Source organism: Streptomyces lydicus (assembly GCF_004125265.1).
GTDB classification, from domain to species: domain Bacteria; phylum Actinomycetota; class Actinomycetes; order Streptomycetales; family Streptomycetaceae; genus Streptomyces; species Streptomyces lydicus_C.
In genome coordinates this window covers 5,059,019-5,078,973 of the sequence record NZ_RDTE01000003.1, presented here as the reverse complement: position 1 = coordinate 5,078,973, position 19,955 = coordinate 5,059,019, and the positions used below count along the sequence as shown (strand labels likewise).

The 19,955-nt window shown below is 69.4% G+C and carries 17 protein-coding genes; 2 read left to right on the top strand and 15 right to left on the bottom strand.

The window, feature by feature from the left end; translation table 11 throughout:
• Positions 1-114: 114 nt before the first annotated feature.
• Genes nuoN through D9V36_RS24700 form a run of 14 tightly spaced genes read right to left on the bottom strand, consistent with a single transcriptional unit; the run spans position 115 to position 16,280 of the window.
• Positions 115-1,767 carry an NADH-quinone oxidoreductase subunit NuoN gene (gene nuoN / locus D9V36_RS24765; protein ID WP_129295703.1) on the bottom strand — a complete coding sequence of 551 codons (1,653 nt, stop codon included), beginning with the start codon at positions 1,765-1,767 and terminating at the stop codon, positions 115-117.
• Positions 1,764-3,422 (bottom strand): NADH-quinone oxidoreductase subunit M, encoded by a 1,659-nt coding sequence (locus D9V36_RS24760; RefSeq protein ID WP_129295702.1) that lies wholly within the window; start codon positions 3,420-3,422, stop codon positions 1,764-1,766. The genes nuoN and D9V36_RS24760 overlap by 4 nt, the downstream gene beginning before the upstream one ends.
• Positions 3,423-3,425: 3 nt before the next feature.
• On the bottom strand, positions 3,426-5,309 hold the full coding sequence (nuoL, locus tag D9V36_RS24755; protein WP_129295701.1) for an NADH-quinone oxidoreductase subunit L: 1,884 nt from the start codon (positions 5,307-5,309) through the stop codon (positions 3,426-3,428).
• 13 nt (positions 5,310-5,322) lie between these two features.
• Positions 5,323-5,622 (bottom strand): NADH-quinone oxidoreductase subunit NuoK, encoded by a 300-nt coding sequence (gene nuoK, locus D9V36_RS24750; protein WP_006604821.1) that lies wholly within the window; start codon positions 5,620-5,622, stop codon positions 5,323-5,325.
• Positions 5,619-6,488: an NADH-quinone oxidoreductase subunit J gene (locus D9V36_RS24745; protein ID WP_129295700.1), complete on the bottom strand. Its 870-nt coding sequence runs from the start codon at positions 6,486-6,488 to the stop codon at positions 5,619-5,621. The genes nuoK and D9V36_RS24745 overlap by 4 nt, the downstream gene beginning before the upstream one ends.
• Positions 6,485-7,075, bottom strand: coding sequence for an NADH-quinone oxidoreductase subunit NuoI (nuoI, locus tag D9V36_RS24740; RefSeq protein ID WP_241721021.1), 591 nt, complete (start codon positions 7,073-7,075; stop codon positions 6,485-6,487). The genes D9V36_RS24745 and nuoI overlap by 4 nt, the downstream gene beginning before the upstream one ends.
• Positions 7,068-8,453: an NADH-quinone oxidoreductase subunit NuoH gene (gene nuoH, locus D9V36_RS24735; protein ID WP_129295698.1), complete on the bottom strand. Its 1,386-nt coding sequence runs from the start codon at positions 8,451-8,453 to the stop codon at positions 7,068-7,070. Before nuoH ends, nuoI begins: the two co-directional genes overlap by 8 nt.
• Positions 8,450-10,957, bottom strand: a complete 2,508-nt coding sequence (locus tag D9V36_RS24730; protein ID WP_129295697.1) for an NADH-quinone oxidoreductase subunit G — start codon at positions 10,955-10,957, stop codon at positions 8,450-8,452. Before D9V36_RS24730 ends, nuoH begins: the two co-directional genes overlap by 4 nt.
• Positions 10,954-12,336 carry an NADH-quinone oxidoreductase subunit NuoF gene (gene nuoF, locus D9V36_RS24725; RefSeq protein WP_129295696.1) on the bottom strand — a complete coding sequence of 461 codons (1,383 nt, stop codon included), beginning with the start codon at positions 12,334-12,336 and terminating at the stop codon, positions 10,954-10,956. The genes D9V36_RS24730 and nuoF overlap by 4 nt, the downstream gene beginning before the upstream one ends.
• Positions 12,336-13,193, bottom strand: a complete 858-nt coding sequence (nuoE, locus tag D9V36_RS24720) for an NADH-quinone oxidoreductase subunit NuoE (RefSeq protein WP_129298665.1) — start codon at positions 13,191-13,193, stop codon at positions 12,336-12,338. Before nuoE ends, nuoF begins: the two co-directional genes overlap by 1 nt.
• Before the next feature lie 35 nt (positions 13,194-13,228).
• The gene (locus D9V36_RS24715) at positions 13,229-14,605 is read right to left on the bottom strand and encodes an NADH-quinone oxidoreductase subunit D (protein WP_241721020.1); all 1,377 of its coding nucleotides are present in this window, start codon (positions 14,603-14,605) and stop codon (positions 13,229-13,231) included.
• On the bottom strand, positions 14,605-15,360 hold the full coding sequence (locus tag D9V36_RS24710) for an NADH-quinone oxidoreductase subunit C (protein WP_129295695.1): 756 nt from the start codon (positions 15,358-15,360) through the stop codon (positions 14,605-14,607). Before D9V36_RS24710 ends, D9V36_RS24715 begins: the two co-directional genes overlap by 1 nt.
• The gene (locus D9V36_RS24705; protein WP_088798458.1) at positions 15,357-15,911 is read right to left on the bottom strand and encodes a NuoB/complex I 20 kDa subunit family protein; all 555 of its coding nucleotides are present in this window, start codon (positions 15,909-15,911) and stop codon (positions 15,357-15,359) included. The genes D9V36_RS24710 and D9V36_RS24705 overlap by 4 nt, the downstream gene beginning before the upstream one ends.
• 9 nt (positions 15,912-15,920) lie before the next feature.
• Positions 15,921-16,280: an NADH-quinone oxidoreductase subunit A gene (locus tag D9V36_RS24700; RefSeq protein WP_006604811.1), complete on the bottom strand. Its 360-nt coding sequence runs from the start codon at positions 16,278-16,280 to the stop codon at positions 15,921-15,923.
• A 726-nt stretch (positions 16,281-17,006) separates the two neighbouring features.
• Between D9V36_RS24700 and D9V36_RS24695 the strand changes: the two genes are divergently transcribed.
• Positions 17,007-17,804 carry a C40 family peptidase gene (locus D9V36_RS24695; protein WP_129295694.1) on the top strand — a complete coding sequence of 266 codons (798 nt, stop codon included), beginning with the start codon at positions 17,007-17,009 and terminating at the stop codon, positions 17,802-17,804.
• 178 nt (positions 17,805-17,982) lie between these two features.
• Here the strand turns inward: D9V36_RS24695 and D9V36_RS24690 are convergent, their stop codons facing one another.
• Entirely contained in the window at positions 17,983-19,347 is a 1,365-nt protein-coding gene (locus D9V36_RS24690; RefSeq protein ID WP_129295693.1) for a geranylgeranyl reductase family protein, read from the bottom strand.
• A 54-nt stretch (positions 19,348-19,401) separates the two neighbouring features.
• Between D9V36_RS24690 and D9V36_RS24685 the strand changes: the two genes are divergently transcribed.
• Positions 19,402-19,935: a GNAT family N-acetyltransferase gene (locus D9V36_RS24685; RefSeq protein WP_129295692.1), complete on the top strand. Its 534-nt coding sequence runs from the start codon at positions 19,402-19,404 to the stop codon at positions 19,933-19,935.
• Positions 19,936-19,955 lie beyond the last annotated feature (20 nt).

The window sequence follows — 19,955 nt, the reverse complement described above, 5'->3', positions numbered from 1 at the left end:
CGCGGCGGACCACGCCTCGCACGGCGGGACCGCGCGCCGCACGACGGACGGCCGCCGCCCGGAACCCCCCGAGGGCTCCGGGCGGCGGCCGCTGTCATGGCGCGCCGCCGGATCTCAGCGCACGAAGACCCCGGCCTGGCCGGCCAGGTCGAGGAAGTACTGCGGCGCCAGGCCGAGCACCAGCGTGGCCGTGACACCGACGGCGATGGCCGTGGTCGTCAGCGGGCTGGGCACCGCGACGGTCGGGCCGTCCGCCTTGGGCTCGTTGAAGAACATCAGCACGATCACTCGGATGTAGAAGAACGCCGCGATGGCCGACGAGATCACACCGACGACCACCAGCCAGCCCGCGCCGCTCTGTGCCGCCGCCTTGAACACCGCGAACTTTCCGGCGAAACCGGAGGTCAGCGGGATACCGGCGAAGGCCAGCAGAAAGACCGCGAAGACCGCGGCCACCAGCGGCGAACGCCGGCCGAGCCCGGCCCACTTGGACAGCGCGGTGGCCTCGCCGCCCGCGTCCCGCACCAGGGTGACCACGGCGAAGGCGCCGAGCGTCACGAAGGAGTAGGCGCCGAGGTAGAAGAGCACCGAGGAGATGCCGTCCTTGCTGGTGGCGATGACACCGGCGAGGATGAAGCCGGCGTGCGCGATGGAGGAGTAGGCCAGCAGCCGCTTGATGTCGGTCTGGGTGATGGCGACGATCGCTCCGCCCAGCATCGTGAGGATCGCGACGCCCCACATCACCGGCTGCCAGTCCCAGCGCAGGCCCGGCAGGGCGACGTACAGCAGCCGCAGCAGCGCACCGAACGCGGCGACCTTGGTGGCGGCCGCCATGAAGCCGGTGACCGGGGTCGGGGCGCCCTGGTAGACGTCCGGGGTCCACATGTGGAAGGGGACCGCGCCGACCTTGAACAGCAGCCCCATCAGCACCAGCGCCGCACCGATCAGCAGCAGGGCGTCGTTGCCCATCGTGCCGGCCAGCGCCGGATCGATCTGCTTGGCGCCGTCCGAGACCACCTCGGCGATCCCGGCGTAGGTGACCGTGCCCGCGTAGCCGAACAGCAGGGCCACGCCGAACAGCAGGAAGGCCGACGAGAAGGCGCCGAGGAGGAAGTACTTCACCGCGGACTCCTGCGACAGCAGCCGCTGGCGGCGGGCCAGCGCACACAGGATGTACAGCGGGAGGGAGAAGACCTCCAGCGCGATGAAGAGCGTCAGCAGGTCGTTGGCCGCCGGGAAGACCAGCATCCCGCCGACCGCGAAGAGCAGGATCGGGAAGACCTCGGTGGTGGTGAACCCGGCCTTCACCGCGGCCTGTTCGGCGGCGCCGCCGGGTACGGCCGCGGCCTGGGCCGCGAAGGAGTCCACCCGCTTTCCATGTGCCGCAGGATCGAGCCGCCGCTCGGCGAAGGTGAAGACCGCGATCAGGGACACCAGCAGGATCGTGCCCTGCAGGAACAGCGCCGGGCCGTCGACGGCGAGCGCGCCCATGGCCGCGATATGCGCCTTGGACGAGCCGAAGCCACCGGCCGCCAGGCCGATCACCGCGGCGAACGCGGCGGCCAGCGCCACCACGGTCAGCAGAAGCTGGGAGAAGTAGCGGTGACGGCGCGGCACGAACCCCTCGACGAGGATGCCGGCCACCGCCGCGCCGAGGACGATCAGCGTCGGCGACAGCTGGGCGTACTCGATGTGCGGTGCCGGGATCTTGCCCGGCGCACCGGCCGCCACTGTCCACAGGCTGTGGACGCTTGCCACGGAACTCACTTCGCGGCCTCCACGTCTTGAGGGCGCACGGTATGGCCGGCCCGGCCTCCACCGGGCACGGCGTCCACCCGCACAGGGGTCTTGGGGTCCTTCTTGTCCACGACGGACAGGGTGTGGCCGACCGCCGGATTGACGAGGTCGGTGAGCGGTTTGGGGTACGCCCCGAGGAAGAGCAGCAGCGCGATCAGCGGCGCCACCACCACCAGCTCCCGCACCCGCAGGTCCGGCATGCTCCGCACGTCCTCCTTCACCGGCCCGGTCATCGTGCGCTGGTAGAGGACGAGGACGTACAGCGCGGCGAGGACGATGCCGAGGGTGGCGATGATGCCGATCACCGGGTAGCGGCTGAACGTGCCGACCAGGACCAGGAATTCACTGACGAACGGGGCCAGGCCGGGCAACGACAGGGTGGCCAGGCCTCCGATGAGGAACGTGCCGGCGAGGACCGGGGCGACCTTCTGGACGCCGCCGAAGTCCGCGATCAGGCGCGAGCCGCGGCGGCCGATCAGGAAGCCGGCCACCAGCATCAGCGCGGCGGTCGAGATGCCGTGGTTGACCATGTAGAGCGTCGCGCCGCTCTGGCCCTGGGACGTCATCGCGAAGATGCCCATGATGATGAACCCGAAGTGGGAGATCGAGGCGTAGGCGATCAGCCGCTTGATGTCCCGCTGGGCGACCGCCAGCAGCGCTCCGTAGAGCACGCTGATCAGCGCGAGGACGAGGATGACCGGGGTGGCCCAGCTGCTGGCCCCGGGGAAGAGCTGGAGGCAGAAGCGGAGCATCGCGAAGGTGCCGACCTTGTCGACGACCGCGGTGATCAGCACCGCGACCGGCGAGGTCGACTCGCCCATGGCACCGGGCAGCCAGGTGTGCAGCGGCCACAGCGGCGCCTTCACCGCGAAGGCGAAGAAGAAGCCGAGGAAGAGCAGCCGTTCGGTGCCGGCTGCGATGTCCAGCTTGCCGGCCGCCCGCGCCTCGACGATCTGCTGGAGCGAGAACGTGCCGGTGCCGAGCTGGTCGGCGGTGACGGCGTACAGCCCGATCACCGCGGCCAGCATGATCAGTCCGCCGGCGAGGTTGTAGAGCAGGAACTTCACCGCGGCCGACGAACGCCGGCCCGCGTCCCGTTCCTCGCCGTCCCCGCCCGCCCGGTCCCCGAAGCCGCCGATGAGGAAGTACATCGGGATCAGCATGGCTTCGAAGAAGAGGTAGAAGAGGAAGACATCGGTGGCCTCGAAGGAGAGGACCACCATCGCCTCGACGGACAGGATCAGCGCGAAGAAACCCTGGGTGGGCCGCCAGCGCCGGTTGGGCGTGGCCTCTTCGAGGGGATCGGCGTCATGCCAGCCGGCCAGGATGACGAACGGGATCAGCAAGGTGGTCAGCGCGATCAGGGCGACCGCGATGCCGTCCACACCGAGTTCGTAGCGGACACCGAAGTCGCTGATCCAAGCGTGCGATTCGGTGAGCTGGAAGGGGCCCTTGGCGCCGGGGTCGAAGCGGAAGGCGACCACCAACGCCAGCGCGAAGGTGGCCAGCGAGAACAGCAGCGCGAGCCATTTGGCCGCGGTGCGCTTGGCGGCGGGCAGCGCGGCGGTGGCGATCGCACCGGCCGCCGGCACCACGGCCACCGCTGTCAGCAGGGGAAACGACATGGCTCAGACACCCCTCATCAGCAGGGTCGCGGCGACGAGAACGGCGGCGCCGCCCAGCATCTGGACCGCGTACGAACGGACGAATCCGGTCTGCAACCGGCGCAGCAGGCCGGAGAGTCCGCCCATCGAGGCCGCCGTGCCGTTGACCGCGCCGTCCACGAGGGAGCGGTCGAGCTGGACGAGTGTGCCGGTGAGCTCTTCCCCACCGCGCACGAACACGACGTGGTTGAAGTCGTCCTGGAGCAGATCACGGCGGGCCGCCCGGGTCAGCAGTGAACCGCGCGGGGCGAGCGCCGGAACGGGCTTGCGGCCGTACATCAGCCAGGCGATGCCGACGCCGATGAGCAGCACCACGATCGTCGAGGCGGTGACGGTGGTCGCGCTGACCGGGGAGTGCCCGTGCGCGAACGAGGTGACCGGCTCCAGCCACTTCACAAAGGCCTCGTTGATGCTGAACAGCCCGCCCGCGAAGACCGATCCGAGGGCCAGCACGATCATCGGGACCGTCATGACCTTCGGCGACTCGTGGGGATGCACCTCGTCGGGGTTCCAGCGCTTCTCCCCGAAGAACGTCATCAGCATCACCCGGGTCATGTAGAACGCGGTGATCGCCGCGCCCAGCAGGGCCGCGCCGCCGAGGATCCAGCCCTCGGTGCCGCCCTTGGCGAACGCCGCCTCGATGATCTTGTCCTTGGAGAAGAAGCCGGAGAGGCCGGGGAAGCCGATGATCGCCAGATAGCCGAGGCCGAAGGTGACGAAGGTGACCGGCAGGTACTTGCGCAGGCCGCCGTAACGGCGCATGTCCACCTCGTCGTTCATGCCGTGCATCACGGAGCCGGCGCCGAGGAAGAGACCCGCCTTGAAGAAGCCGTGGGTGACCAGGTGCATGATCGCGAAGGCGTAGCCGATCGGGCCGAGGCCGGCGGCCAGGATCATGTAGCCGATCTGCGACATCGTCGAGCCGGCCAGCGCCTTCTTGATGTCGTCCTTGGCGCAACCGACGATCGCACCGAAGAGGAGGGTGACCGCACCGACCACGACGACCGCCAGCTGGGCGGTCGGCGCGGCATTGAAGACCGCCCCGGAGCGGGTGATCAGATACACCCCGGCGGTGACCATGGTGGCGGCGTGGATCAGGGCCGAGACCGGGGTCGGGCCCTCCATCGCGTCACCGAGCCAGGACTGCAGCGGCACCTGCGCCGACTTGCCGCAGGCGGCCAGCAGCAGCATCAGCCCGATGGCGGTCAGCTTGCCCTCGGAGGCGTCACCGGTGGCGGCGAGCACCGGGCCGAAGGCGAAGGTCCCGAACGTCGTGAACATCAGCATGATCGCGATGGACAGGCCCATGTCGCCGACCCGGTTGACCAGGAACGCCTTCTTGGCGGCGGTGGCCGCGCTCGGCTTGTGCTGCCAGAAGCCGATGAGGAGGTACGAGGCGAGGCCGACGCCCTCCCAGCCGACGTACAGCAGGAGGTAGTTGTCGGCGAGGACGAGAAGCAGCATCGCCGCGAGGAAGAGGTTGAGGTAGCCGAAGAAGCGGCGGCGCCGCTCGTCGTGCTCCATATAGCCGATCGAGTAGATGTGGATCAGCGATCCGACACCGGTGATCAGCAGGACGAAGGTCATCGACAGCTGGTCGAGCTGGAAGGCGATATCGGCCCGGAAGCCGCCGACCGGAATCCAGGTGAACAGGTGCTGGTGCAGGGCACGGTCGTCGGCGCTCTTGCCGAGCATGTCGGCGAAGAGCACCACCCCGAGGGCGAACGACGCCACCGAGAACAGCGTGCCGATGAGGTGGCCGGTGCGGTCGAGCCGGCTGCCGCCGCACAGCAGCAGGGCCGCACCGACCAGCGGTGCCGCGACAAGCAGCGCGATCAAGTTCTCCACTTTGTGCGACCCCTTACAGCTTCATCAGGCTGGCGTCGTCGACCGAGGCCGTATGACGGGTGCGGAAGATCGACACGATGATCGCCAGGCCGACCACGACCTCGGCCGCGGCGACGACCATCGTGAAGAAGGCGATGATCTGGCCGTCCAGATTCCCGTGCATCCGCGAGAAGGTGACGAAGGCGAGATTGCAGGCGTTGAGCATCAGCTCGATGCACATGAACACCACGATGGCGTTCCGCCTGATCAGCACCCCGGCCGCGCCGATGGTGAACAACAGGGCGGCGAGATAGAGGTAGTTGACCGGGTTCATTTCTTGGCCCCCTCCTTGTGCTCCTTCGGCGCCACGCCACCGGACGACGAGGGCCGGGGTTCATCGGAACCCCGGCCCAGCCAGTTCTCGGAGCGCTCCTCCAGCGCCTTCAGCTCGGCGAGCGATTCACCGGAGACATCCCGGAGCTGGCCGCGCTCCCGCAGCGTCCGGCTGACGCTCAGCTCGGACGTGGTGCCGTCGGGCAGCAGGCCCGGGATGTCGACGGCGTTGTGCCGGGCGTAGACGCCGGGGGCGGGCAGCGGCGGCACCTGCTTGCCCTCGCGGATGCGCGCCTCGGACTGCTCGCGTTGCGTCCTGGCGCGCTCGGTGCGCTCCCGGTGGGTGAGCACCATCGCGCCGACGGCCGCCGTGATCAGCAGCGCGCCGGTGATTTCGAAGGCGAAGACGTACTTGGTGAAGATGAGCGCGGCCAGGCCCTGCACATTGCCGCCGGCGTTCGCCTCGCCCAGGCCGTTGAACTCCTTGAGCGAGGCGTTGCCGATCCCGGCGATCAGCAGGACGCCGAAGCCGATGCCCAGTCCGGCGGCGAGCCAGCGCTGCCCCTTCAGCGTCTCCTTGAGGGAGTCCGCCGCGGTGACACCGACCAGCATCACGACGAACAGGAACAGCATCATGATCGCGCCGGTATAGACGACGATCTGGACGACACCGAGGAAGTACGCGCCGTTGGCGAGGTAGAAGACCGCCAGGACGATCATGGTCCCGGCGAGCGAGAGGGCGCTGTGCACGGCCCGCTTCATCAGGATCGTGCACAGCGCGCCGCTGACGGCGACGATGCCCAGGATCCAGAACTGCACGGCCTCTCCGGTGGAGGTCACGGAGGCCGCGGCGGCGAGTCCGGTCATGCCTTCGCCTCCTTCCCCTGGGTGTTGCCGTCGGCCTTCTCGCCCTTGGAGACCGCGACCTGACGGACGGTCCCCGGAGCGGCCTCGGTCACCAGGCCCTGGTAGTAGTCCTTCTCCGTCATGCCGGGGTAGATCGCGTGCGGCGAGTCGACCATCGTCTCCGACAGGCCCGCCAGCAGCTCCTCCTTGGTGTAGATGAGCGATTCGCGGGACCGGTCGGCGAGTTCGTACTCGTTGGTCATGGTCAGCGCGCGGGTCGGGCAGGCCTCCACGCACAGGCCGCACAGGATGCAGCGCAGGTAGTTGATCTGGTAGACGCGGCCGTAGCGCTCGCCCGGGGAGTAGCGCTCCTCGGCGGTGTTGTCCGCGCCCTCGACGTAGATCGCGTCCGCCGGGCAGGCCCAGGCGCACAGCTCGCAGCCGATGCACTTCTCCAGCCCGTCGGGATGGCGGTTGAGCTGGTGGCGGCCGTGGAAACGCGGCGCCGTCGGCTTCTTCTCCTCCGGGTACTGCTCGGTCAGCCGCTTCTTGAACATGGCCTTGAAGGTCACGCCGAAGCCGGCCACGGGGTTCTGGAACTCAGGCACCGTCGCCCCCCTTTCCGTCGTTTCCATTTCCGTCACTGACAGTGTCCACCCGACCACTGACAATCAGCTCGCGCTCGCGGCGCGGCCGGCGTCGCGGCACCGGTGGCAGGCTCTGTCCGGGCAGCGGCGGCACGGGGAAGCCGCCGGCCATCGGGTCGAAGGCCCCGTCGCCGTCCGTCTCCTCCTTCTCGGCGCGCCGGAAGAAGTCCACGAGGAGCGAGATCAGCAGCAGCACGACGGCGCCGCCCGCGACATAGAGCACGATCTGCGAGAAGTTGTAGCCCTCGTTCTTCAGCGCCCGGACGGTGGCGACCAGCATCAGCCAGACCAGCGAGACCGGGATGAGGACCTTCCAGCCCAGCTTCATGAACTGGTCGTAGCGCACCCGGGGAAGGGTGCCGCGCAGCCAGATGAAGAAGAACAGCAGCAGCTGCACCTTGATCGTGAACCAGAGCAGCGGCCACCAGCCGTGGTTCGCGCCCGCCCAGAACGTGGAGATCGGCCAGGGGGCCTTCCAGCCGCCCAGGAAGAGCGTGATCGCGACCGCCGAGACGGTGACCATGTTGATGTACTCGGCGAGCATGAACATCGCGAACTTGATGGACGAGTACTCGGTGTTGAAGCCGCCGACGAGGTCGCCCTCGGACTCCGGCATGTCGAACGGCGCCCGGTTGGTCTCGCCCACCATCGCGACGATGTAGATGATGAAGGACACCGGCAGCAGCAGGACGTACCACCTGTTCTGCTGCGACTCCACGATGGTCGACGTCGACATCGACCCGGAGTAGAGGAACACCGCCGCGAACGACATCCCCATGGCGATCTCGTACGAGATCATCTGCGCGCACGAGCGCAGCCCGCCGAGCAGCGGATACGTCGAACCGGACGACCAGCCGGCCAGCACGATGCCGTAGATGCCGACCGAGGCCGTGGCCAGGATGTAGAGGATGCCGATCGGCAGGTCGGTGAGCTGCATCGGGGTGCGGACACCGAAGATGGAGATCTCGTTGCCGGCCGGGCCGAAGGGGATCACCGCGATCGCCATGAAGGCCGGGATGGCCGCCACGACCGGCGCGAGGACGTAGACCACCTTGTCGGCCCGCTTGACGACCAGGTCCTCCTTCAGCATCAGCTTGATGCCGTCGGCGAGGGACTGCAGCATCCCCCAGGGGCCGTGCCGGTTGGGGCCGATGCGCAGCTGCATCCAGGCGACGACCTTGCGTTCCCAGACGATCGAGAACAGCACCGTCAGCATCAGGAACGCGAAGCAGAAGACCGCCTTGATGACGACCAGCCACCACGGGTCGCGGCCGAACATCGACAGGTCTTCCTGCGCCAGCGCACCACCGGCGGCGGCGAGTTGACCGAGCTGCATCATGCGTCCACCTCCTCGGCCGGCTCCGGGGTGCCCGGGACGGCGGAGATCTTCACCAGGTCACCGGGTTGCGCCCCGGTGTCGGCGGCGACGCCACCGCCCGTCGAGTTGAGCGGCAGCCACACCACCCGGTCGGGCATCGGCGTGACGTGGAGCGGCAGACGGACCGCGCCGGCCGGTCCGGTGACCGCCAGCAGGTCGCCGTCCTTGACCCCGGTCTCCTGCGCGGTGATCTGCGACAGCCGGGCGACGGCGGCGTGCCGGGTGCCGGCCAGCGCCTCGTCGCCCTGCTGGAGCAGACCCTGGTCCAGCAGGAGCCGGTGTCCGGCGAGGACCGCCTCGCCGGGCTCGGGTCGGGGCAGCGGGCGTCCGCTCTCCCGGGGCTCGTCCGCGTGGGGGCCCTCCCAGCCGCCGAGCCGGTCCAGTTCGCGGCGCGCCGCGCGGATGTCCGGCAGCGCCAGATGGACGTCGAGGGCGTCGGCGAGCAGGTGCAGCACCCGGGCGTCCGGCAGCAGATGCCGTCGGGTCATCTGGTCCGGTTTGAGGGCGGCCTCGAACAGCCGCGCCCGGCCTTCCCAGTTGAGGAAGGTGCCGGCCTTCTCGACCACGGCCGCCACCGGGAGGACCACACCCGCCCGGTCGGTGACCTGCGAGGGCCGCAGCTCCAGGCTGACCAGGAAGCCGACCTCGTCCAGGGCGGTCAGCGCACGGGCCGGGTCCGGCAGGTCGGCGACCTCGACGCCCGCCACCAGCAGGGCGCCGAGCTCGCCGGTCGCCGCGGCCTCGATGATCTGGCCGGTGTCCCGGCCGTGCCGGTGCGGCAGCGCGGCCACGCCCCAGACGGCCGCGACCTCGTCACGGGCCCGCGGGTCGGTGGCCGGCCGGCCACCGGGCAGCAGGCCGGGCAGTGCGCCCGCCTCGACGGCGCCGCGTTCGCCCGCCCGCCGGGGGATCCACACCAGCCGGGCGCCAGTGGCCAGGGCGGCGCGGACGGCGGAGGTCAGGGCGCCGGGTACGCCCGCCAGCCGCTCGCCGACGATGATCACCGCGCCGTCGGCCCGCAGCGCCTCGGCCGCCACCTGCCCCTCGCCGTCCAGGCCGACGCCGCCCGCGAGCGCGTCCAGCCATTCGGTCTCGGTGCCGGGCGCGGCCGGCAGCAGCGTGCCGCCCGCCTTGATCAGCCCGCGGGAGGCGTGACCGGCCAGCCCGAAGGTGCGCTGGCCGCTCTTGCGGTGCGCCTTGCGCAGCCGCAGGAAGACACCGGGCGCCTCCTCCTCGGCCTCGATCCCGGCCAGCAGGACGGCCGGTGCCTGCTCCAGCGCGGTGTACGTGACTGCGGTGCCGTCCAGATCGCGGCCATGCCCGGCGACGTGGGACGCCAGGAACTCGGCCTCCTCCGCGCTGTGCACCCGCGCCCGGAAGTCGATGTCGTTGGTGTCCAGCGCGATCCGGGCGAACTTGGCGTAGGCGTAGGCGTCCTCGACGGTCAGCCGGCCGCCGGTCAGCACTCCGGTGCGGCCCTTGGCGGCGGACAGCCCGCGGGCCGCCGCCTCCAGTGCCTCGGGCCAGCTCGCCGGCTCCAGTTCACCGGTCTCCGGGTTGCGTACGAGGGGCTGCTCCAGCCGGTCGCGCTGCTGCGCGTAGCGGAAGGCGAACCGCCCCTTGTCGCAGATCCACTCCTCGTTGACCTCGGGATCGTTCGCCGCCAGCCGCCGCATGACCTTGCCGCGCCGGTGGTCCGTACGCGTCGCACAGCCGCCCGCGCAGTGTTCGCACACCGACGGCGAGGAGACCAGGTCGAAGGGGCGGGAGCGGAAGCGGTACGCGGCGGAGGTGAGCGCGCCGACCGGGCAGATCTGGATGGTGTTGCCGGAGAAGTACGACTGGAAGGGGTCGCCCTCCCCGGTGCCGACCTGCTGGAGGGCGCCGCGCTCGACCAGCTCGATCATCGGGTCGCCGGCGATCTGGTTGCTGAAGCGGGTGCAGCGCGCACACAGCACGCACCGCTCGCGGTCCAGCAGCACCTGCGTGGAGATCGGCACCGGCTTGGCGAAGGTGCGCTTCTTGCCCTCGAAGCGCGACTCCGGGTCGCCCACCTGCATCGCCTGGTTCTGCAGCGGGCACTCACCGCCCTTGTCGCAGACCGGGCAGTCCAGCGGGTGGTTGATCAGCAGCAGCTCCATCACCCCGCGCTGGGCCTTCTCGGCCACCGGCGAGGTGAGCTGCGATTTGACGACCATGCCGTCGGTGCAGGTGATGGTGCAGGAGGCCATCGGCTTGCGCTGGCCCTCGACCTCGACGATGCACTGCCGGCAGGCGCCCGCCGGGTCCAGCAGCGGGTGGTCGCAGAACCGCGGGATCTCGATGCCGAGGAGTTCGGCGGCGCGGATGACCAGCGTCCCCTTGGGGACGGAGATCTCGATGCCGTCGATCGTCAGGGTGACGAGGTCCTCCGGCGGGATCGCCGCCTCGCCGCCGCCCGAGGGAGCGCTTGTGGTGACGGTCATGCATTCACCCCCAGGTGAGCGTCGTTGTCGGCCCACAGGGTCGACTTGGCCGGGTCGAAGGGGCAGCCCTTGCCGGTGATGTGCTGCTCGTACTCCTCGCGGAAGTACTGCAGCGAGGAGAAGATCGGCGAGGCGGCGCCGTCGCCGAGGGCGCAGAAGGACTTGCCGTTGATGTTGTCGGCGATGTCGTTCAGCTTGTCGAGGTCGTCCATCCGGCCCTTGCCGGCCTCGATGTCGCGCAGCAACTGCACCAGCCAGTAGGTGCCTTCGCGGCAGGGCGTGCACTTGCCGCAGGACTCGTGTGCGTAGAACTCGGTCCAGCGGGTGACCGCCCGCACCACGCAGGTGGTCTCGTCGAAGCACTGCAGCGCCTTGGTGCCGAGCATCGAGCCGGCCGCGCCGACGCCCTCGTAGTCCAGGGGGACATCGAGGTGTTCGTCGGTGAACATCGGTGTCGAGGAGCCGCCCGGGGTCCAGAACTTCAGCCGGTGGCCGCGGCGCATTCCGCCGCTCAGGTCCAGCAGCTGGCGCAGGGTGACGCCCAACGGGGCCTCGTACTGGCCGGGGCGGGCGACATGGCCGCTGAGCGAGTAGAGCGTGAAACCGGGGGACTTCTCGCTGCCCATGGACCGGAACCAGTCCTTGCCCCGGTTCATGATCGCGGGAACCGAGGCGATGGACTCGACGTTGTTCACCACAGTGGGGCAGGCGTACAGGCCCGCCACCGCGGGGAAGGGGGGACGCAGCCGGGGCTGCCCGCGACGCCCCTCCAGCGAGTCCAGCAGCGCGGTCTCCTCACCGCAGATGTACGCGCCGGCGCCCGCGTGCACGATCACGTCCAGATCGAGTCCCGAGCCGAGGATGTTCCTGCCGAGGAAACCCGCCGCATAGGCCTCGCGCACGGCTTCGTGCAGCCGCCGCAGGACGGGCACGACCTCACCGCGCAGATAGATGAAGGCATGGTGCGAGCGGATCGCATGGCAGGCGATCACGATCCCCTCGATGAGGGAGTGCGGGTTCGCGAAGAGCAGCGGGATGTCCTTGCAGGTCCCGGGCTCCGATTCGTCGGCGTTGACGACGAGGTAGTGCGGTTTGCCGTCGCCCTGCGGGATGAACTGCCACTTCATCCCGGTCGGGAAGCCGGCGCCGCCGCGGCCGCGCAGCCCGGAGTCCTTGATGTACGCGATGACGTCGTCCGGGGGCATCGCGAGCGCCTTGCGCAGGCCCTCGTACCCCTCGTGCCGGCGGTAGGTCTCCAGCGTCCAGGGCTGGGGCTGGTCCCAGAAGGCGGACAGGACGGGCGTCAGAAGCTTCTCGGGGTTGGTCTCCCCGCCGGCCTCCGGCCGGGAGGCACCCCCGTGTGCGGCAGCCACGGTCATCACTCCCCCTCCTCTGCTGCGGGTCCCGCTGGGTGCTGGTCATCGGAGGCCGCGGTCTCCTGCGGTGCGTCATGGGAGCTGGGGTGCCCGGCGGGCGGCTCCTCGGCGGGGTGGCCGGACGGGGGTTCGCCGCCGGACCCGTCGGCGGTCCGAGCGGTGCGCGGCGCGATGACGTGGTCGGCGCCGCGGCCGGGGACGGCCTCGCCCTTGGCGAGCCGCAGCCCGATCAGCGAGGCGGGGCCCGCTCCGCCGGTGGCCTCGACGGCGCCGGGCCGCTCGTCCGGGAAACCGGCGAGCATCCGGGCGGTGTCCTTGAAGCTGCACAGCGGCGCGCCCCGGGTGGGCTGCACGCTCCGGCCGGCCCGCAGGTCGTCGACGAGCTGCCGGGCGGACTGTGGCGTCTGGTTGTCGAAGAACTCCCAGTTGACCATCACGACCGGGGCGAAGTCGCAGGCCGCGTTGCACTCGATGTGTTCGAGGGTGACGGCGCCGTCCTCGGTGGTCTCGCCGTTGCCGACGCCCAGGTGCTCCTTGAGGTCCTCGAAGATGGCGTCGCCGCCCATCACCGCGCACAGCGTGTTGGTGCAGACCCCGACCTGATACTCACCACTCGCCTTGCGGCGGTACATGGAGTAGAAGGTCGAGACCGCGGTGACCTCGGCGGTGGTGAGGTCGAGCATCTCGGCGCAGAAGCGGATGCCGGTACGGGTGACATGCCCTTCCTCGGCCTGGACGAGGTGCAGCAGCGGCAGCAGTGCCGAGCGCGCGCCCGGGTAGCGGGCGATCACCTCCTTGGCGTCCGCCTCCAGCCGGGCCCGTACGTCCACCGGGTAGTCGGGGGCGGGGAGTGCGGGCATCCCCAGCTGCACGTCATGGTTTGCCTCAGTGGCGCTCACCGGTCGACGCCTCCCATCACGGGGTCGATGGACGCGACGGCGACGATGACGTCGGCGACCTGGCCGCCTTCGCACATCGCCGCCATGGCCTGGAGATTGGTGAAGGACGGGTCGCGGAAGTGCACCCGGTAGGGACGGGTGCCGCCGTCGCTGACCGCGTGCACGCCCAGCTCGCCCTTGGGCGACTCGACGGCCGCGTACGTCTGCCCCGGCGGGACCCGGAAGCCCTCGGTCACCAGCTTGAAGTGGTGGATCAGCGCCTCCATCGAGGTGCCCATGATCTTCTTGATGTGGTCGAGGGAGTTGCCGAGGCCGTCCGGACCGAGGGCCAGCTGGGCGGGCCAGGCGATCTTCTTGTCCGCGACCATCACCGGGCCGGGCTCCAGCCGGTCCAGGCACTGCTCGACGATCCGCAGCGACTGGCGCATCTCCTCCAGCCGGATCAGGAACCGGCCGTACGAGTCGCAGGTGTCGGCGGTCGGCACCTCGAAGTCGTAGGTCTCGTAACCGCAGTACGGCTGGGTCTTGCGCAGGTCGTGCGGCAGTCCGGCGGAGCGCACGATGGGCCCGGTGGCGCCGGTGGCCATGCAGCCGGCCAGGTCGAGATAGCCGATGCCCTCCATCCGGCCCTTGAAGACCGGGTTGCCGGTGGCGAGCTTGTCGTACTCGCCGATGTTCTTGCGCATCGTCTTCACGAACTCGCGCACCCGGTCGACCGCGCCCGGGGGCAGGTCCTGGGCGAGGCCGCCGGGCCGGATGTAGGCGTGGTTCATCCGCAGGCCGGTGATCAGCTCGTAGAGATCGAGGATGAGCTCACGGTCGCGGAAGCCGTAGATCATGATCGTGGTGGCGCCCAGCTCCATCCCGCCGGTGGCGATCGCCACCAGGTGGGAGGACATCCGGTTGAGCTCCATCAGCAGCACGCGGAGGACCGAGGCCCGGTCGGGGATCTGGTCGGTGATCCCCAGCAGCTTCTCCACGGCCAGGCAGTAGGCCGTCTCGTTGAAGAAGGGGGTGAGGTAATCCATGCGCGTGACGAAGGTGGTGCCCTGCGTCCAGGTCCGGAATTCGAGGTTCTTCTCGATGCCGGTGTGCAGATAGCCGATGCCGCAGCGGGCCTCGGTGACGGTCTCGCCGTCGATCTCCAGGATCAGCCGGAGCACGCCGTGGGTGGAGGGGTGCTGCGGCCCCATGTTGACGATGATCCGCTCGTCGTCGGACTTCACGGCGGCGGCCGCGATCTCGTCCCAGTCGCCGCCGGAGACGTTGTAGACGGTGCCCTCGGTGGTCTCCCTGGCCAGGGACTCCGTGGTGTCGAAGTCGCTGGAGGTGCGGTGGCCGTTCGGGGAGTGGGAGTGCGGTGCAGTAGTCATCAGCTGTACGACCTCCGCTGGTCGGGAGCCGGAATCTTGGCGCCCTTGTACTCGACGGGAATGCCCCCGAGGGGGTAGTCCTTGCGCTGCGGGAAGCCCTGCCAGTCGTCGGGCATCATGATCCGGGTCAGCGCCGGATGGCCGTCGAAAACGATTCCGAAGAAGTCGTAGGTCTCGCGCTCGTGCCAGTCGTTGGTCGGATAGACCTCCACCAGCGAGGGCACGTGCGGGTCGGCGTCCGGGGCCGAGACCTCCAGCCGGATCAGCCGGTTGTGGGTGATCGAGCGCAGGTGGTAGACGGCGTGCAGCTCGCGGCCGGTGTCGCCGGGGAAGTGCACTCCGCTCACGCCCGTACACAGCTCGAAGCGCAGCGCCGGGTCGTCGCGCAGGATCCTGGCGACCGTCGGCAGGTGGCTGCGCTCGACGTGGAAGGTCAACTCGGCGCGGTCCACGACGGTCTTCTCGATGACGTTCTCGGGGACCAGGCCCTGTTCGTCGAGGGCGCCCTCCAGCTCGTCGGCGATCTCGTCGAACTCGCCGTAGCCGTCCTCCCCGCGGGGCCCGCCGTACGGCCGGGTGCTCGCGCCGGGCAGCCGGACGGTCCGGACCAGGCCGCCGTAGCCGCTGGTGTCGCCGCCGTTGTTGGCGCCGAACATCCCGCGGCGGGTGGCGATCGCCTCGCCGGTGTCGTCGCGCTGCGCGGGAACGGCGTCGTCCGTGCCGTTCGGCTCGCCGGGGTTCTTCTGCTCGCTCATCGCAGCAGCCCCTTCATCTCGATCAGCGGGAGTGCCTTGAGCGCCGCCTCCTCCGCCTCGCGGGCGGCCTGCTGCTGATTGACCCCGAGCTTGGTGTTCTGGATCTTCTGATGCAGCTTGAGGATGGCGTCCATCAGCATCTCGGGACGCGGCGGGCAGCCCGGCAGATAGATGTCGACGGGAACGATGTGGTCGACGCCCTGCACGATCGCGTAGTTGTTGAACATTCCGCCCGACGATGCGCAAACCCCCATGGAGATCACCCACTTCGGGTTCGGCATCTGGTCATAGACCTGCCGCAGCACGGGCGCCATCTTCTGGCTCACCCGGCCGGCCACGATCATCAGATCCGCCTGCCGCGGGGAGCCGCGGAAGACCTCCATGCCGAAGCGGGCCAGGTCGTAGCGCCCGGCGCCGGTCGTCATCATCTCGATGGCGCAGCAGGCCAGCCCGAAGGTCGCGGGGAAGACCGATGATTTGCGCACCCAGCCCGCGGCCTGTTCGACGGTGGTCAGCAGAAAGCCGCTGGGCAGCTTCTCTTCCAGTCCCATGTGTGCCCCCTAGTCCCATTCCAGGCCGCCGCGACGCCAGACATAGGCGTAGGCGACGAAGACGGTGAGCGCGAAGAGGAGCATCTCGACGAGCCCGAACAGCCCCAGGGCGTCGAAGGTGACGGCCCAGGGGTAGAGGAAGACGATCTCGATGTCGAAGACGATGAAGAGCATCGCCGTCAGGTAGTACTTGATCGGGAAGCGACCGCCACCGGACGGATGTGGCGTCGGCTCGATTCCGCACTCGTACGCCTCGAGCTTGGCCCGGTTGTAGCGCCTGGGCCCGACGAGGGTGGCCATCACGACGGAGAAGATCGCAAAGCCTGCCCCGAGGGCTCCCAGTACGAGGATGGGCGCGTAAGCGTTCACCGTCCTCGCTCCCTTCAGTCGACGATGACTGGATGGCGGTCCGCTCGGGCCCTCCGGCCGCCCCATGGAGATCGTGCACATGTGAGGCAGTTCACAAGCCCGAACCGCCAGCATCTTATGCCCGCTGGTCTGTGATCTGCGACACGGGAGTGACGAACGCCTTTGTGATCTCCACCACCCGGCGAAGGATCATGAAGTCGGATGGGCGGTGATCTTCATACACGAAGCGCGCGAGTGATCACGAGAGGTGACATTCGCAGGGGTTACCGCTGGTCAGGGCAGGGTTGTCACTATCAAGTGAATGCCGCTGTAAGCAAATTGGTGCCGGACGCGGTCAACTGCTATATGCGGGCGGCCCGTAGGCGTGATCCGCTCGTGACCCAGCCGTGATCATCGGTACGTGCATCGATTCACGAGCACCCCGGCCGACGCCAGGTCACGGGAACATAACGGACACTCAAGAGTGACCTATCCCACGCTATTTCCAGCACTAAGTCCTTGACGCACGGGAAGCCTTGGCGTGGCGGATGGGGAAGTGATAGGCGCCCGCCGCCCCCGCATCGAGCAGCAAATGCCATGCGTAGGAACATGATCGCGAAATTCGGACATCCCGTCGGCGCCTCGCCGGGCGACCAAAAGTCCGTTTTATTCGCCGCGTACACGTCAAGTGTGGCGCACTGCACCTTTCTTGGCAGCAACCTGCGGCTCCTGATAGCCGTTATTGCCATGTCCCCGAACGCACTCATACCCAGCCACCGGAAGCCCCGCCGTCCTTCCGCGTCCTCGCGGGCGCTGCGCGCGGGCGTGACCGGTGGCTTCCTCACCCTTGCGGTGACCGGCGCCACCGTGCCGGCCAACGCCGCGGAAAAGCCCGTCTCCGAAACCCAGGAGATGCCGACGATCACGACGGCGCTGGCCACCAGCGCCGCGAAGAGCGCCGACACCGCCGAGCAGGTCGCGTTCAACTACGAGCGCCAGGCTCTCCAGGACAGCGCCTTCTCCAAGGCCGCCAAGGCCGCCGAGAAGGACAAGGCCGAGGCCGTGAAGAAGGCCAAGGCGGAGGCGAAGAAGAAGGCCGAGGAAGCCCGTAAGGCCAAGGAGGCCGCGCAGGCCCGTGCCTCGCGCTCCTCCGAGCGTTCGACCCTGTCCGCCCCGTCGTCCAGCGCCACCGGCAGCACGGCCACGCTCGTCTCGTTCCTGAAGGCGCAGCTCGGCAAGGCCTACGTGATGGGCTCCAGCGGTCCCTCGTCGTACGACTGCTCCGGTCTGACCCAGGCCGCGTTCAACCAGATCGGTATCGACCTGCCGCGGGTCTCCCAGGACCAGTCCACCGCCGGCAAGCAGGTCGGCCTGGACAACCTCCAGGTCGGCGACATCCTGTACTGGGGCAGCGCGGGCAGCGCCTACCACGTCGGCGTCTACGTCGGCGGCGGCAAGTTCATCGGCGCCCAGAACTCCAGCACCGGCATCGTCGAGCGCCCCCTCGACTACGACATGCCGACCGGCGCGGTGCGCGTCCTCTAGGGCCACCGCCCCCTCAGTGCCCCATGAGGGCCGTCCCTCTCGCCGCTCGGGAGGGACGGCCCTTTGGTGCGTGCGTCTCCGCGCCGTCCGCGCAGCACCGACGAGGGCTCCGGCACCGGGGCTCCCGCCCGGCGCCGGAGCCCCGTGATGTCTGACGCCCCGGGGCGAAGCCCGGGCGTCAGGCCTTCGGCGCGACCTTGCTCAGGCCGTTGATGATGCGGTCCATCGCATCGCCGCCCGTGGGGTCGGTGAGGTTGGCGAGCATCTTGAGGGTGAAGCGCATCAGCAGCGGGTGGGTCAGACCGCGCTGGGTGGCGATCTTCATGACCTTGGGGTTGCCGATGAGCTTCACAAAGGCGCGGCCCAGCGAGTAGTAGCCGCCGTAGGTGTCCTTGAGGATCTTCGGGTAACGCTGCAGGGCCAGTTCGCGCTGCGCGTACGTGGCACGGGCGTGCGCCTGCACGATGACCTCGGCGGCGATCGCACCGGACTCCATGGCGTAGGCGATGCCCTCGCCGTTGAACGGGTTGACCAGCCCGCCGGCGTCACCGACCAGCAGCAGGCCCTTGGTGTAGTGCGGCTGGCGGTTGAAGGCCATGGGGAGCGCGGCGCCGCGGATCGGGCCGGTCATGTTCTCCGGGGTGTAACCCCAGTCGGCCGGCATCGAGGCGCACCACGCCTTGAGGATCTCGCGCCAGTCCAGCTCCTTGAAGGCGGAGCTGGAGTTGAGGATGCCGAGGCCGACGTTGCTGGTCCCGTCGCCCATGCCGAAGATCCAGCCGTAGCCGGGCAGCAGCCGGTCCTCGGCGCCGCGGCGGTCCCACAGCTCCAGCCAGGACTCCAGGTAGTCGTCGTCGTGCCGGGGCGAGGTGAAGTACGTCCGCACGGCCACGCCCATGGGGCGGTCCTCGCGCCGGTGCAGCCCCATGGCCAGCGAGAGCCGGGTGGAGTTGCCGTCGGCGGCGACCACCAGCGGGGCGTGGAAGGTGACCGGGGTCTTCTCCTCGCCCAGTTTGGCGTGCACACCGGTGATGTGGCCGGTCAGCTCGTGGACGATCGGTGCGCCCACATTGCAGCGCTCGTACAGCCGCGCGCCGGCCTTCTGCGCCTGCCGGGCCAGCTGCTCGTCGAAGTCGTCGCGCTTACGGACCAGCCCGTAGTCGGGGTACGAGGCCAGCTCCGGCCAGTCGAGCTGGAGGCGGGAGCCGCCGCCGATGATCCGCAGGCCCTTGTTACGCAGCCAGCCCGCCTCTTCGGAGATGTCGATCCCCATCGCGACCAGCTGCTTGGTGGCGCGCGGGGTCAGCCCGTCGCCGCAGACCTTCTCGCGCGGGAACGCGGTCTTCTCCAGCAGGAGCACGTCCAGACCGGACTTGGCGAGGTGGTAGGCGGTCGCCGAGCCGGCGGGCCCGGCACCGACGACGATCACATCCGCGCTGTGCTCCGAGCGGGCGCTGGTCACGGAATCGGTCACGGACGCGGATTCGGTCACGGTGCTGTCTCCCGGAAGTCGGTAAGGGGAATTCTGGGTGCCGACCGGCACCGCGCTCGTGCAGTCTATGGGGGCCGTGGTGATCAGAACCTGAAGGGTTGTGCCGTGAAGCCTGAGAACACCCCGCCCGCGAACCGGCCGGTTCCCGCCGTCGAACTGCGCGTGCCCACCGAGGAGGACGCACTGAACTGGCACCGGGTCTTCAATGACCCGGACGTCATGGAGTTCCACGGCGGCGCACCTGCCGAACTCTCCGTCTACGAGGAGCTCACCGCGCGCCAGCGCAGGCACCACGCGGAGCGCGGATTCTGCCTGTACACGCTGGTGGACCCGGCGGACGGCGCGGTCCTCGGCTTCACCGGCGCCCAGCCGTGGCCGTGGGACTGGGGCCCGGCGGGCGAGATCGAGATCGGCTGGCGGCTGGGGCGCGCCTCCTGGGGCAAGGGCTATGCCACGGCCGCGGCGCAAGCGGCGCTGGAGGCCGTCCGCGCGGCCGGCGTTCCCCGTGTGGTCTCCGTGATCGATGCGCGTAACGAGCGGTCGATCGCGGTGACCCGGCGGCTGGGGATGCGGCAGGCGGAAACGGTGATCACGCCCGAGGGGAAGCGGACGGCGTACTGCCACCGGCTGGAGGTGTGAGCGGTCGGCGGAGCTGACGA